Below are 13,272 nucleotides of genomic sequence, written 5' to 3' on the forward strand. Positions count from 1 at the left end.
CGGACAAGTCGGACAAGTCGGACAAGTCGGACAACATAATCTTAGTCGAGACTGTTCGACCCGCAAGGGGTCGTAGGATGGGGGTGGGTGACCGTAAATCCCCCGGTCGTTTGGGCTTCGCCCTCCGACGCGGGGGCTAGGATCCGTCGGACCTCTGCCGAGGTCCTTCACCGTCGATTTGTCTGATAAAATTGTACCCGATGGGAAGCACCCTGTCGGGTGCTGCTGTGTGTGCCTTGGGTGGGGTGCTACTTACGGGATCATCTCTGCGGCTTGGTCGATGAGCTGTAGGAGCTCTGCTTCGGTATTGGTGCGGAGCATTGCTACACGGTGGCTTTTGAAGTCGGGAATGCCTTTGAATAGGGGCGTAATGGCGAGGTGTCGGCGGAAGTGGAGGATCCCTTTGAGTTCGTTTTGGCACTTGGCGATGCTCTCGTGGAGCATTCGCTTAAGTACCTCTACGTACCACTCCGTGGGGTGCTGTGGTACCTCTTTACCGTCGAGTACTGCCCGCATCTCCTCAAATATCCACGGCTGACCAATCGCACCTCGGCCTACCATCACCGCATCTACTCCCGTGGTTTCAAACCGCTCAAGGGCGATCTCTCCATTCGTTACATCGCCATTTCCGATGATCGGAATGGAGATGTTGGGGTTTTGTTTCACGCGAGCAATTGGCTCCCAGTCGGCCTCTCCCTTGTACATCTGACTTCGGGTGCGGCCATGAATGGTGAGCGCTTGGGCACCCGCCTCCTGTATCTGCTCCGCCAGCTCCTCGATGATGATATGGTCGCTATCCCAGCCGAGTCGTGTCTTGACCGTTACGGATAGCTCTACCGCATTCACCACCGAGCGAATGATCTCCAGCATCAGCGGGATATCACGTAGCATCCCAGCCCCAGCTCCTTTGCCTGCCACTTTCTTCACGGGGCAACCAAAGTTGAGGTCTATCAGCTCGGGTCTTGCCTCTTCTGCTACCTTTGCTGCCTCCGCCATCGTAGTGGCATCTCGGCCGTAGAGCTGTATGGCTACTGGTCGCTCCTCATCTGCCACCACCATCTTCCGTAGAGTGCTAGGGATAGAGCGAATGATGGCATCGGCATTGACAAACTCTGTCACTACGATGCTGGCGCCGAATTCACGGGCGAGCAACCTAAAGGAGGCGTCGGTGACGTCCTCCATCGGGGCGAGGAATAGGGGGCGGTACCCCAAGTCGGTCTTACCTATCTTCATGCTTCTTGGTCCATTGCTCATAATCGTGAGGGTAGTGGGTCTTGAGGAACTCCATTGTCCGCTCCACAGCTAGTGAGATGTGAGGCGTCACGTTTTCCTCACCGAGAAGGTCCACCACGCCACTCTGTCGGAGTGTCTCCAACACTGCTGGTTGCACCCCACTGAGGATAATCTGCGTCTGCGACTCCTTGTGGAGCTCAATCATCGTCTTGAGGTTGTGAATGGCGGTGGTATCTACAAAAGGCACCATACGCATACGAATGATGCGCGCCCTCGGATTGCCTGGCATATTTCGCATTGTCTCATCAAACCTATTGGCAATTCCAAAGAAGAATGGCCCTTCAATCTCGTACACCTCTATGCACTTTGGAAGGTCCAGCTTAGTCGACTCTGGGTGCCTATTTTTATCATCAATCAGGTTGATTTCCGAGGCATCGAGCACCCGCTTCAGTAAGATAAGAATGGCGAGTACCATACCGATACCAATCGCTACGGTGAGGTCAATCAGTACCGTGAGGAGGAAGGTGATCACCATCACGAGGGAGTCGCCCTTTGGTCCCTTAAAAATGGCGATAAACGAGCGCCACCCACTCATATTGTACGAGACCACTACCAGCACACCGGCCAACACCGCCATCGGAATATGACTGGTGAGCGGGGAGAGTACCAGCAATATCAGAAGCAGTACCACCGCATGGATAATGCCAGCAACGGGAGTACGACCACCATTATTAATGTTGGTCATCGTCCGAGCAATGGCACCAGTCACAGGGATACCTCCGAAAAAGGGGACCACAATATTGGCCACTCCTTGCCCCACCAACTCCATATTGGAGTCGCTCTTTGCCCCAATCATACCGTCGGCAACGGAGGCCGAGAGTAGGCTCTCAATAGCACCCAGCATCGCAATGGTAAAAGCGGCGGGGAAGAGTTGCTGTAGTCGCTCAATGGTCACCACAGGCATCACCAGGTTGGGCAAGCCCACCTCAATGGTGTAGCGGTCACCAATATTCTCTGGACGAGCAATCCCGAGGTAGCCTAGTAGCACGCTCACAAGGGTGAGGACGATCAGAGCGATCAGCGAACTAGGTAGATTTTTATTGATCTTCGGCACCAAGATAATGATCGCAATGGCAGCAATCCCAAAGAGAAGTGCCATCCACGAGGTAGTGCCAAAGGCCCCGAAGTAGGCTTCCCACTTACCGATGAAGTCGCCTGGGAGGTCGGTGACCTGTAGTCCAAATAGATCCTTGACCTGTGTAGTAAAGATGGTGACGGCTATACCAGCGGTAAAGCCGTCAATAATGGGGTAGGGGACAAACTTAATCAAAGAGCCAAGTCGTAAGAGCCCTAGCAGCACCAGCATCACCCCTGCCATCAATGTGGCAAGTGCCAGTCCGTCGATGCCATGCTTCTGGATAATACCAAAAACAATAACGATAAAGGCACCCGTAGGGCCTCCAATCTGCACTTTACTCCCGCCCAGTAGGGAAACAAGAAAGCCACCGATGATGGCGGTAATCAATCCTTCGGTAGGAGAGACACCACTGGCGATACCAAAGGCGATGGCGAGTGGAAGTGCCACCACACCTACAATGATACCAGCGGTGAGATCTTTGAGAAAAGTCTCCTTATTATAGTCCCTAAGGTCCTTAAATAGTTGTGGAACCAATCTATTTTTCATAATGAGTAAGTGGTAAATAGTTACCTGATCATAACGAGTCGAAATGGTAGGTAGCTAAAGCTATCGTGGTGCACGATAGGGGGGAGGGGGTTACATCACCATGCCTCCGCAGACATTGATGGTCTGCCCAGTAATGTAGGAGGCGGCATCAGAGGCGAGGAATGCCACCACTTGGGCTACTTCTTGTGCCTCTCCAGGGCGACGTAGGGCAATCGATTTGCTCCACTCTGCCACCACCTTTTCATCTAGCACATCGGTCATATCGGTGCGGATAAAGCCAGGGGCTACTGCATTGATGCGGATGCCTCTCGAGCCTAGCTCCTTCGCTGTCGATTTGGTAAATCCAATCAGCCCCGCCTTGGAAGCTGCATAATTGGCTTGCCCAGCATTGCCCGTCACGCCTACAACCGACGAGATATTGATGATGGCACCACTGCGGGCCTTCATCATCGGCATTGTGACCGCCTGAGTAAGGTTGAAGGCACTCTTGAGGTTCACCCTCAGCACATCGTCCCACTGCTCCTCCGTCATACGCATCAGCAACGTATCCTTGGTGATCCCAGCATTATTAACCAGAATATCTATCTTGCCAAACTCCTTGAGCACCTCCTCCACAAAGAGTTTCGCTGCGGCGTGGTCGGCGGCATCAGTGGCATACGCCTTTACCTTTACCCCGAGCTGACCCAGCTCTTCCTCCAGGCTACGGGTGTTCTCATTGAGCGAGCGACCAGTAAAAGCTACATCGGCACCCAGCTTTGCCAGTTCGGTAGCTATGGCTCTGCCGATTCCTCTACTTCCTCCCGTTACGATGGCCACTTTGCCCTTTAGTATTTCATTCATAAATCTATTGCTTATTATTTTTGTAATCCTTCCATCAGTAGGCTACGCACCACCCGATAGGTCTGCGTCACCGCCTTTTCTGTACGACCCAATTGACCGCGTATAAAGGGCACCTCCAGCCCCTTCAGGCAAGCGTGGATCAGCACGGCACTCGTGCGGATATCTATCTGCCTAAAAGAGCCATCTGCCACACCATCGGTCAGAATCTTCTGTATCAATCGACGCTCCAGCACATCAAACCGCATTCGGGCTCGCTCCACCGTAGCAATGTCGTTGAAAAACTCCGCCTCTAGGGTGCCATTACGCTGTACCACCTCATTGACCGCCCGCTCCCGCTTGGCTATAAAGAGCATCAGCTTTGCAATGCCATTCATCGGCTGGTCCACAAACTCCTTCAGCTCCTCGTAGAGCACCTGTAGCTCGCCTTGAATCACAGCAAGGTACACATCACTCTTAGTGCCGAAGTAGTTGTACAGAGTGCGGCGTCCCTTGCCCGCTGCTACGGCGATTGCATTCATCGTAGTAGCGTGGTAGCCTTGCTCCGCAAAGAGGTCTCTAGCGACCTCTATAAACTTCTGTCTAGTTCTATCTATCGCCACCGCCTTACTTTTTATCTCTGATGAATATATTGATCGGCGTACCCGAGAAGTCCCAGTTGCTACGCACTTGATTCTCTAGAAAACGCTTGTAAGGCTCCTTGACCCACTGAGGTAGGTTGCAGAAAAAGACAAAGCTAGGCACCTGCACCTTGGGGAGCATCGTCACATACTTTATCTTGATGTACTTCCCCTTATTGGCTGGTGGTGGTGTCTTCTCAATGATAGGGAGGAGCGTGCTATTGAGCTTGGCGGTAGGGATACGCTTCTTTCGCTTGTCAAAGATCTCCTGAGCCAGGTCTAGCACCTTCAGGATACGCTGCTTCTCTGTTGCCGAGATAAATAGAATCGGGAAGTCCACAAAAGGAGCCAGACGCTCGCGTATCGCCTCCATATATCCATTCATCACCTTTTGGCTCTTCTCCTCTATCAAGTCCCACTTATTGACGCAGACAATTAGCCCCTTCTTATTCCGCTGAATAATAGAGAAGATGTTGAGGTCTTGCCCCTCAATCCCCTTCGTGGCATCCAGCATCAATATGCAGACATCGCTATTCTCAATCGCACGAATACTCCGAAGTACCGAATAGTACTCCAGATCCTCATTCACCTTGCCCCGCTTACGGATACCAGCCGTATCCACCAGGCTAAACTCGTGTCCGAACTTATTATAATGCGTGTAGATAGAGTCGCGAGTGGTGCCTGCAATGTCGGTGACAATGTGTCGCTCCTCGCCCAGAAAGGCATTGATGAGCGACGACTTCCCCGCATTGGGTCGCCCTACCACTGCGATACGAGGGTAGTTGAGCTCCTCTTCCTCCTCATCGCTCGCCTCGGGCAGCGACTTCACTAGTAGATCCAAAAGTTCGCCAGTCCCTGTGCCGTTAATGGCCGAGATAGGAATTGGGTCGCCCAATCCCAGCTTGTAAAACTCCGCCGCATACACCTCCATATTGAAGTTGTCCGACTTATTCGCCACCAGAAGCACCGGTTTGCTGGTCTGCCTCAAGAGCTGAGCAATCGACTGATCAAGGTCGCCCAAGCCCGCCTGTATATCTACCATAAATAGGATCAGGTCGGCCTCCTCGATAGCGATCTCCACCTGCCGATTGATCTCCTCCTCAAAGACATCGTCCGAGTTGTCCACCCAGCCACCAGTATCTACTACCGAAAAGTTGACCCCATTCCACTCCGACTTGCCATATTGGCGGTCACGAGTAGTACCAGGCTCGTCAGTAACGATAGCAGTGCGACTCTTAGTTAGCCGATTGAATAGCGAGGACTTCCCCACATTGGGCTGCCCCACTATAGCTACCAAATTATTAGTTGCCATATCTTATACCTCTCTTTCTTTCTTAATCCAATTTATATCCGAAGTTGCGGAGCATCTTGTCGCTGCTCCTCCACTCCTTCTCTACCTTCACGAATAGCTGTAGGAATACCTTCTTATCAAAGAAACGCTCAATATCCTGCCTCGCCATCGTGCCAAGCTTCTTAATCGCTGCCCCCTTGTGCCCTATCAAGATACCCCTTTGCGACTCTCGCTCCACATAGATATTGGCAGCGATACGGATGAGGTTTTCCTCCTCCTTAAACTCCTGCACCACCACCTCCGTGGCGTAAGGGATCTCCTTTTGGTAATAGAGGAATACTTTCTCCCGAATAATCTCCGAGACAAAGAAGCGAGCCGGCCGATCGGTAAGGGCATCCTCCTCAAAATAGGGGGGCGAATCGGGCAGAAGTGCCTCCACACGCTCCGCAATATAGGCGATGCCTGCTCCGTGCAGTGCCGCTACGGGTAGCACCTCAAGAGCATTGGGCAGAAGTGACTTCCAAGTCTGCACCAGCTCCTCTAGCTTTTCGGGCGTCGATAGATCCGCCTTATTGATCAGCACCAATACCGGCACCTGTAGCTCCCTCACGTCGGAGAGAAACGCCTCGTGCTTCTTAGGCTCCTCTATCACATCGGTGACATAAAGCAGCACATCGGCATCCCCCAAGGCACTCTTCGAGAAGCCGAGCATCTGCTCCTGCATCTTGTAGGCGGGATCCACCACTCCTGGCGTATCGCTATAAACCACCTGCACTCCTGGTTTGTTTACAATGCCGATGATCCTGTGGCGCGTCGTCTGTGCCTTATTGGTGATAATACTGATCTTATCCCCCACCAACTTATTCATCAAGGTCGACTTACCCACATTCGGGTTGCCTACCAAATTGACAAATCCCGACTTGTAACCTCCTTCACTCATTATTAGTATCCTCCCATTTTTTTTATTGACCGATCTTATCGCCATCATACCCCCACTTGAGGTAGATAGAGCCCCACGTGTATCCAGCACCAAAGGCGGTGAGGATCAGATTATCGCCCTTGCGGAGCTTACTCTCCCACTCCCATAGACAGAGTGGAATCGAGACCGAGCTGGTATTGCCATAGCGGTCAATATTCACCATCACCTTATCCAGTCCTAACCCCATACGTCGTGCTGTGGCAACGATAATTCGCATATTGGCTTGATGAGGCACCACCCAAGCAATGTCTTCAAAGGTGAGCCCATTCCGCTCCATCAGCTCCACAGAGCAGTCGCCCATCTCCGTCACGGCCTCCTTAAAAACGTGGCGACCATCTTGATGCACAAAGTGCAGACGCTGCTGTACCGTCTCCTCACTTGGAGGAAGGGTAGAGCCGCCTGCTGGCATAATCAAGTGCTCCCGACCATCGAAATTGCACTTGATGAGAGCATCCATAATACCTACCTCCTCCTCCGTTGGCTCCAAGATAGCACAAGCTCCCGCATCGCCAAAGAGCGGATAGGTATTGCGGTCCTCAGGGTCGGTGATGGCACTCATCTTCTCTGCAGCCACCAAAAGCACCTTTTTATACAGACCGCTCTCCACAAACCCCCGCGCAATCTGTAGCCCATAGACAAAACCAGGACATGCCCCTTGGAAGTCGAAGCAAGGCACGCCAGAGATGCCGCACTCGCTAGCAATCACAGAGGCAGTCGTGGGAAAGTGGTAGTCGGGTGTGTTGGAGGAGCAGAGCACCAAGTCAATCTCCTCAGGCCGAATCTTGTGCCGTGTCATCATATCCTTCACCGCTTGAATGCCGAGGTACGACGATCCCGCCCCCTCCTTATTGAGCACCCTCCGCTCCTTGATCCCTACACGAGTAGTGATCCACTCATCGCTCGTATCTAATCGCTGCGCGATCTGCTCATTGGTGAGCACTTCATCTGGGACATATCCACCAATGGCTGTGAGGGTGGCAAATCTTTTCGTCGTCTTATTCATCTCTTACCTATGCTATCAATTAAAATAAATTATCATTTCCACAGAGGTGAGCAATCTTGATAAGTCACTTCTGATGCCACAAAGATACCAAAATATTTCCATTTGTTTGGAAAGTGTGCAATCTCCTGTTCATCTCCTTGCGGAGGTGCCTTGGGCGTGGGTGCTTAGTCGGACGAGTGAAAACCCCGAATGGGGTTTCATGGTGTACTAACCCAAGCTTCCCCCTGAAGGGGAGCGTTAGCGAGCCTGAAGGTGAAGCTTGGGTGGAGGTGGTACCATACCTAAGCTACCCCGAAGGGGTTGCATATAATCAGCTGCTAGGGATGTCGTAGATGAACGATGCCCACCCATAAATTTGGGAGGGTGGCTCAAAATGTGTAATATTGCAGTAGATATAAATACCAATGAATAGATAAGTAGTATGGGAATATTGAGATGGACAAAGCGTGCGGGTAGCCTATGGACCGTGCTAAAGCAAGCGGAGCCACAGGACTTCACTAAGTACAGTAGTCACTTCAGCGAACTCTCCTTTATGCAGAAGGTAAGTAGAGTGGGGGAGTTACTGGGGGATACGGTCTTGATGCCAGTCCTCAAGCTATACTATATATTGATGGAGCCTAGTGTGCCAAAGCAATCTAAGCTCTATATTATGGGGGCGCTCGGCTACTTTATACTTCCTATTGACTTGTTGCCTGACTTCATTCCTGGGCTGCTAGGTTTTTCCGACGACCTAATCGTGGTGGGCATCATCCTTAAGCAGGTGCGTAAGTATGAAACCCCACAGATCCACGCCAAGGCGGAGCGCCTTCTCCGTAAGCTCTGCCCCCTGAAAAAAGAGACGCAACCAGCCCTCTAACCCTTTCTCACCCCTTGTCAAAAGGGGCATCTCCTCAATCGGGATCCTATCGGCTGTCCGAAACGTCCGTTACACATCGAATGATGCTGAAATATAGGTGGTTGAGAGTGGTTTTGTAACCATTTGATACCCAGAGATATATTTGGGCGTTTGTCGAGTTGCAACTAAGCAATCGGTTAGTTGCAACTAAGCATTTGCTTTGTTGCATCTCGGTTTGCTTAGTTGCAACTCAGTTTTTGCTTAGTTACAACTCATTTTTTTTCTCTCCTTGACCAGAGGGTAACATCTCATACAATAATGCCTTCCTGTGGGGGCAGTTTTTTGTCTAGTTATATATAATGTGTACTTTTGCAAATCCAATAAATGTTGGGCATAAGAGTATTGAGAGAATAAAAAATTAGATAAAGATATGGCAAGTAACCTCGTGATAGTGGAGTCACCCGCTAAGTCAAAGACCATTAGCAAATTTCTAGGTAAGGACTACCAAGTCCTCTCTAGCTATGGGCATATCCGTGACCTTAAGACCAAAGGAATGGGTGTGGATATTGAGAATAACTTTGAACCGCAGTACGAGGTCTCCGAAGAAAAGGAGCGGATAGTCAAGGAGCTAAAGAGTGCTTCCAAAAAAGCTGAGAGCGTGTGGCTTGCAAGTGATGAGGACCGCGAAGGAGAGGCGATAGCATGGCACCTAGCTGAGGTGCTTGGATTGGATAAGAAGGCTAAGAATAGGATCGTATTCCACGAGATCACCAAAACGGCGGTAGAACATGCCCTCGAAAACCCTCGTGCTATTGATGAGCAGATGGTCGATGCTCAGCAAGCCCGCCGAGTGCTGGATAGAATTGTCGGCTTCGAGCTCAGTCCAGTACTTTGGCGCAAGATTCGTCCTCAGCTTTCGGCTGGTAGAGTACAGTCGGTAGCCGTCCGGATCATTGTGGAGAGGGAGCGAGAGATCACCGCCTTTGAGCAAAAAAGCAGCTTCCGGATACGGGGATTGTTCATCACCACGAACGGGGAGAAAGTGGTGGGAGAGGTAGCGAAGCGACCAGAGACGGAGGAGGAGGTAAGGGAAATTCTCAATGCCCTTATCGATGCCAATTACAGTGTGGGTAAGATAGAGGTGAAGCCGACCAAGCGCAAGCCAGCAGCTCCTTTCACCACCTCTACCCTACAGCAGGAGGCTTCTAGGCGGTTGGGCTATCCAGTAGGGCTCACCATGCGACTAGCCCAGAGCCTATACGAAGCTGGGCACATTACTTATATGCGTACCGACTCAGTTAATCTCTCCGACTACGCCATTGCCACTAGTTGTGCCCTCGTAGAGCAAGCCTACGGCAAGGAGTATGTCAAAGCCCGTCGCTATAAAGTCAAGACCAAAGGTGCCCAAGAGGCGCACGAAGCGATCCGCCCTACTAATGTGGAGGTGGAGATTGCGGGAAAGAATAAACAAGAGCGAGCCCTCTATGAGATGATTCGCAAGCGGACACTCGCTTCGCAGATGGCAGATGCCGAGCTGGAGAATACCACAGTACAGATATTGAGTGGCACCCCTACACAGTTTGAAGCCAAGGGGGAGACGGTTACCTTTGATGGCTTCCTCAAAGTCTACCTAGAGGGGCACGACGATGAAGATACCGAGGAGGAGACTGGCCTTCTGCCACGCCTCCAAACAGGCGACCCCCTCTTGAGTGAGGAGGTGGTAGCACGCGAGCGCTTTGCACAGCGACCTCCTCGCTACACGGAGGCATCGCTGGTAAAGCGATTGGAGGAGCTCGGGATTGGGCGTCCTTCTACCTACGCACCTACCATTCAGACCATCCAAAAGCGAGAGTATGTGGTGAAGAAGTCCATCGATGGCGAGTCTCGCAATTATGTAGAGCTCAAGCTAGAGAAGGGAAAGGTAGCCAAGCGTACCAAGAAGGAGGTCTATGGGGCAGACAAAAACAAACTCTTCCCCACCGACACAGGGCTGGTGGTCACCGACTTCCTCGTGGAGTACTTTCCCCAAGTATTGGACTACAACTTTACCGCACGGGTAGAGGAGGAGTTTGATGAGATCGCGGCAGGCAAAAAGAAATGGAATAGCGTCATTGCTACCTTCTACGACCTCTTCCACGATAATGTAGAGGGGGTGATGGCAGAGAAGAGCGACCACAAGGTGGGCGAACGCATCCTCGGTGAAGACCCCAAGACTGGAGAGCAAGTATCGGCTAAGATCGGGCGCTTTGGTCCGATGATACAGATTGGTATTGCCGACGAAGAGGGCAAAAAGCCACGCTTCGCTTCCATCCCTACCAATCTCTCACTCGAGACCATTACCTTGGAGGAGGCGCTCAAACTATTCGACCTACCTCGTACGCTTGGTGAGTACGAGGGGGATAAAGTCGTCGCCAGTATTGGTCGGTTTGGTCCTTATGTCCGCTTTGGTAAGCTATTCGCTAGTATTCCAAAAGAGCTTTCGCCCTACGAGATCACCCTTGAGGAGGCAAAGCCGCTCATTGATGCCAAGAAGGAGCAGGAGCGTAATAAGTTCATCGCCTCCTTTGGCGAAGGCGATGAGGTGGTAGAGGTACTCAATGGTCGGTGGGGACCTTATCTTAAGTATCAAAAGAATAACTATAAGATCCCCAAGACGACGGATGCCAAAACACTCACAGAAGAACAGGCACGCAAAATAATCGCCGAAACGGCCGCCAGTGGGGCTAAGAAGAAACGTAAAAAGAAATGATGAAAAAGAGATATATCCTACTCCTAGATAGCTCTACCGACTACTGCACAGTGGCTCTGGCAGAGGAGGGCAATACCCCAACGATTATCGCTGAGGCTGAAGAGACCGACCGCTCTAGGCAGTCGGAACGATTGGCAGTGATGGCACAGGAGGTTCTTTTGCAGCTACCCCAAGGTAATGAGCTATCCGCCATCTGCGTAGCTGAGGGGCCAGGAAGCTACACCGGCCTCCGCATCGCGGCAGGATATGCCAAGGGTTTGGCTTTTGCCAAAAGGGTTCCTCTACTTGCTATCTCCACTACTCAGCTCATCGCCCGTAGTTACCTTGCCCACGAGGTAGCACCCGAGGAGGCACTATTGATGCCGATGATCGATGCCCGACGTATGGAGGTTTACTCGGCGCTCTATACCGCCAAAGGGGAGCCAGTATCGGATATTGCTGCTTTGGTATTGACCGAAGAGGAGACGCAAGCCTCGATCACAGAGTTGGTAGAGCAGCACCCTGTAGTCTACTTCGGGTCGGGAGCCGAGAAGGCACAGGAGCTATTCCAGAGCCTACTACCGGGTAGTCGGTATGTTGCCAATATCTACCCCCACGCCAAGCATATGGCGAGCGACGCTTTCCGACTACTAGAGAATGGAGAACACCTCGACGTCGCCTATTGGGAGCCCTTCTACCTCAAAGAGTACCAAGCCAAAAAGTCCCTCAATAAAGTACTCGCCCAGCTCCTCCCCAATAAATAAGTTGCTTTATCGGACAAGTCGGACATCTCGGATTTCGTCGTACTTATATCTATGTGCGGTCCGATCTGTCCGACTTGTCTGACCTGTCCGACTTGTCCGATAAGGTACCCTCCCCCCCCCCCCTCATAGATATTTGGGAGATAATGCGTACCTTTGCGATGTATTATAATTAAGTAAAAACAAATTAGAAAGAAAGATCGTTATGGCATTACGCGCATCAGTATTCCCAGGACAAGGAGCTCAGTTTGTAGGTATGGGGCAGGACCTCTACGAGAGCAACGCCGAAGCAAAGCAGCTATTTGAGCAAGCCAATGAGATACTTGGCTTCCAAATTACCGATACTATATTTCATGGCACCGAGGAAGAACTTAAGCAGACCAAGGTGACCCAGCCGGCGGTATTTATCCACTCCTACATCTCTGCCAAGGTGAGCGACGAAGGGTGCAGTGCCGATATGATGGCAGGTCACTCTCTAGGCGAGTTTACAGCGCTCGCTGCTTCTGGGGCTCTCTCCTTTGAAGATGCACTGAGACTAGTGAGCAAACGAGCTCAAGCGATGCAAAAAGCGTGCGAGCAAGCTCCCTCCACCATGGCCGCCATTATTGGGCTGAAAGATGAAGAGGTGGAGCAACTCTGTGCCTCTGTCCAAGGTGAGATCGTAATCCTTGCCAATTACAACAGCCCTGGCCAAGCGGTGATCTCGGGTTCGGTAAAAGGTGTACAGCAAGTATGTGCACTGGCGAAAGAGGCGGGTGCTAAGCGTGCCTTGCCCCTCAATGTGAGCGGAGCCTTCCACAGCCCCTTTATGGAGAGTGCTAGAGAAGAGTTGGAGGCAGCGATCAGAGAGACCCACTTCAAGGCGCCTAGCTGCCCTATCTATCAGAATGTCGATGCCCTCCCCCATACCGACCCTGAGGAGATTCGCCACAACCTTATCATGCAGCTCACAGCGCCTGTTCGCTGGACGCAGACCATCCTCAATATGCACAAGGATGGAGCAGAGAGCTTCACTGAGTACGGCCCCGGTAAAGTGCTCCAAGGGCTCATTAAGCGCATCCTCTAACCCCCTCTTTTCCCACTGGAGAGGAGTGGAAAGTAAAATAAAGGGCCGAATAGTTTGTTGATTCAAAAAATTGTGGTACCTTTGCAAAGCAAAACTCAAAAGAGTAGCAAATTAAAGTGTTGGTGCCATAGCTCAGTTGGTAGAGCAAAGGACTGAAAATCCTTGTGTCCCCGGTTCGATTCCTGGTGGCACCACTCCCTCCCCCCGAAGGCTCGCAGATCTTCAATACCTGAAG

At 51.6% G+C, this 13,272-nt stretch carries 11 protein-coding genes and 1 tRNA gene; 5 read left to right on the forward strand and 7 right to left on the reverse strand.

Going from position 1 to position 13,272, the window contains the following annotated elements:
* Nucleotides 1–252 precede the first annotated feature (252 nt).
* The 7 genes from dusB to HMPREF3027_RS03865 all read right to left on the reverse strand — a co-directional run bounded on the left by dusB (nt 253) and on the right by HMPREF3027_RS03865 (nt 7,647).
* Entirely contained in the window at nt 253–1,233 is a 981-nt protein-coding gene (gene dusB, locus HMPREF3027_RS03835) for a tRNA dihydrouridine synthase DusB (RefSeq protein ID WP_070707169.1), read from the reverse strand.
* Nucleotides 1,220–2,917 (reverse strand): SulP family inorganic anion transporter, encoded by a 1,698-nt coding sequence (locus tag HMPREF3027_RS03840; RefSeq protein WP_070707170.1) that lies wholly within the window; start codon nt 2,915–2,917, stop codon nt 1,220–1,222. The genes dusB and HMPREF3027_RS03840 overlap by 14 nt, the downstream gene beginning before the upstream one ends.
* 90 nt (nt 2,918–3,007) lie before the next feature.
* Complete coding sequence (gene fabG / locus HMPREF3027_RS03845; protein ID WP_021902665.1) at nt 3,008–3,757, reverse strand: 3-oxoacyl-[acyl-carrier-protein] reductase; 750 nt, start codon at nt 3,755–3,757, stop codon at nt 3,008–3,010.
* 14 nt (nt 3,758–3,771) lie between these two features.
* Nucleotides 3,772–4,356 carry a TetR/AcrR family transcriptional regulator gene (locus HMPREF3027_RS03850; RefSeq protein ID WP_018028738.1) on the reverse strand — a complete coding sequence of 195 codons (585 nt, stop codon included), beginning with the start codon at nt 4,354–4,356 and terminating at the stop codon, nt 3,772–3,774.
* A gap of 4 nt (nt 4,357–4,360) precedes the next feature.
* Entirely contained in the window at nt 4,361–5,686 is a 1,326-nt protein-coding gene (gene der, locus HMPREF3027_RS03855; protein WP_021902666.1) for a ribosome biogenesis GTPase Der, read from the reverse strand.
* 22 nt (nt 5,687–5,708) lie between these two features.
* A complete protein-coding gene (gene era, locus HMPREF3027_RS03860) occupies nt 5,709–6,605 on the reverse strand; it encodes a GTPase Era (protein WP_070707171.1) in 897 nt (298 codons plus the stop codon).
* 22 nt (nt 6,606–6,627) lie between these two features.
* Nucleotides 6,628–7,647 (reverse strand): beta-ketoacyl-ACP synthase III, encoded by a 1,020-nt coding sequence (locus HMPREF3027_RS03865; protein ID WP_070707172.1) that lies wholly within the window; start codon nt 7,645–7,647, stop codon nt 6,628–6,630.
* A gap of 421 nt (nt 7,648–8,068) precedes the next feature.
* Between HMPREF3027_RS03865 and HMPREF3027_RS03870 the strand changes: the two genes are divergently transcribed.
* The 5 genes from HMPREF3027_RS03870 (at nt 8,069) to HMPREF3027_RS03890 (ending at nt 13,231) form a co-directional block, all read left to right on the forward strand.
* Nucleotides 8,069–8,503 carry a YkvA family protein gene (locus HMPREF3027_RS03870; protein WP_083317494.1) on the forward strand — a complete coding sequence of 145 codons (435 nt, stop codon included), beginning with the start codon at nt 8,069–8,071 and terminating at the stop codon, nt 8,501–8,503.
* A 409-nt stretch (nt 8,504–8,912) separates the two neighbouring features.
* A complete protein-coding gene (gene topA, locus HMPREF3027_RS03875) occupies nt 8,913–11,231 on the forward strand; it encodes a type I DNA topoisomerase (RefSeq protein WP_070707173.1) in 2,319 nt (772 codons plus the stop codon).
* Nucleotides 11,228–11,974: a tRNA (adenosine(37)-N6)-threonylcarbamoyltransferase complex dimerization subunit type 1 TsaB gene (gene tsaB, locus HMPREF3027_RS03880; protein WP_246830520.1), complete on the forward strand. Its 747-nt coding sequence runs from the start codon at nt 11,228–11,230 to the stop codon at nt 11,972–11,974. Before topA ends, tsaB begins: the two co-directional genes overlap by 4 nt.
* 202 nt (nt 11,975–12,176) lie before the next feature.
* Nucleotides 12,177–13,037 carry an ACP S-malonyltransferase gene (gene fabD / locus HMPREF3027_RS03885; protein WP_021902670.1) on the forward strand — a complete coding sequence of 287 codons (861 nt, stop codon included), beginning with the start codon at nt 12,177–12,179 and terminating at the stop codon, nt 13,035–13,037.
* Between the two features lie 121 nt (nt 13,038–13,158).
* Nucleotides 13,159–13,231, forward strand: a tRNA-Phe gene (locus HMPREF3027_RS03890).
* Nucleotides 13,232–13,272: the final 41 nt, after the last annotated feature.

The sequence above is a fragment of the Porphyromonas sp. HMSC077F02 genome, assembly GCF_001815465.1.
Lineage (GTDB): Bacteria > Bacteroidota > Bacteroidia > Bacteroidales > Porphyromonadaceae > Porphyromonas_A > Porphyromonas_A somerae.

Excerpts from the sequence above, each read along its gene's own strand:
- topA (WP_070707173.1), top strand. The coding sequence starts at position 8,913 with ATGGCAAGTAACCTCGTGATAGTGGAGTCACCCGCTAAGTCAAAGACC.
- era (WP_070707171.1), bottom strand. The coding sequence starts at position 6,605 with ATGAGTGAAGGAGGTTACAAGTCGGGATTTGTCAATTTGGTAGGCAAC.
- dusB (WP_070707169.1), bottom strand. The coding sequence starts at position 1,233 with ATGAAGATAGGTAAGACCGACTTGGGGTACCGCCCCCTATTCCTCGCC.
- HMPREF3027_RS03865 (WP_070707172.1), bottom strand. The coding sequence starts at position 7,647 with ATGAATAAGACGACGAAAAGATTTGCCACCCTCACAGCCATTGGTGGA.
- fabG (WP_021902665.1), bottom strand. The coding sequence starts at position 3,757 with ATGAATGAAATACTAAAGGGCAAAGTGGCCATCGTAACGGGAGGAAGT.
- HMPREF3027_RS03870 (WP_083317494.1), top strand. The coding sequence starts at position 8,069 with ATGGGAATATTGAGATGGACAAAGCGTGCGGGTAGCCTATGGACCGTG.
- tsaB (WP_246830520.1), top strand. The coding sequence starts at position 11,228 with ATGATGAAAAAGAGATATATCCTACTCCTAGATAGCTCTACCGACTAC.
- fabD (WP_021902670.1), top strand. The coding sequence starts at position 12,177 with ATGGCATTACGCGCATCAGTATTCCCAGGACAAGGAGCTCAGTTTGTA.
- der (WP_021902666.1), bottom strand. The coding sequence starts at position 5,686 with ATGGCAACTAATAATTTGGTAGCTATAGTGGGGCAGCCCAATGTGGGG.
- HMPREF3027_RS03840 (WP_070707170.1), bottom strand. The coding sequence starts at position 2,917 with ATGAAAAATAGATTGGTTCCACAACTATTTAAGGACCTTAGGGACTAT.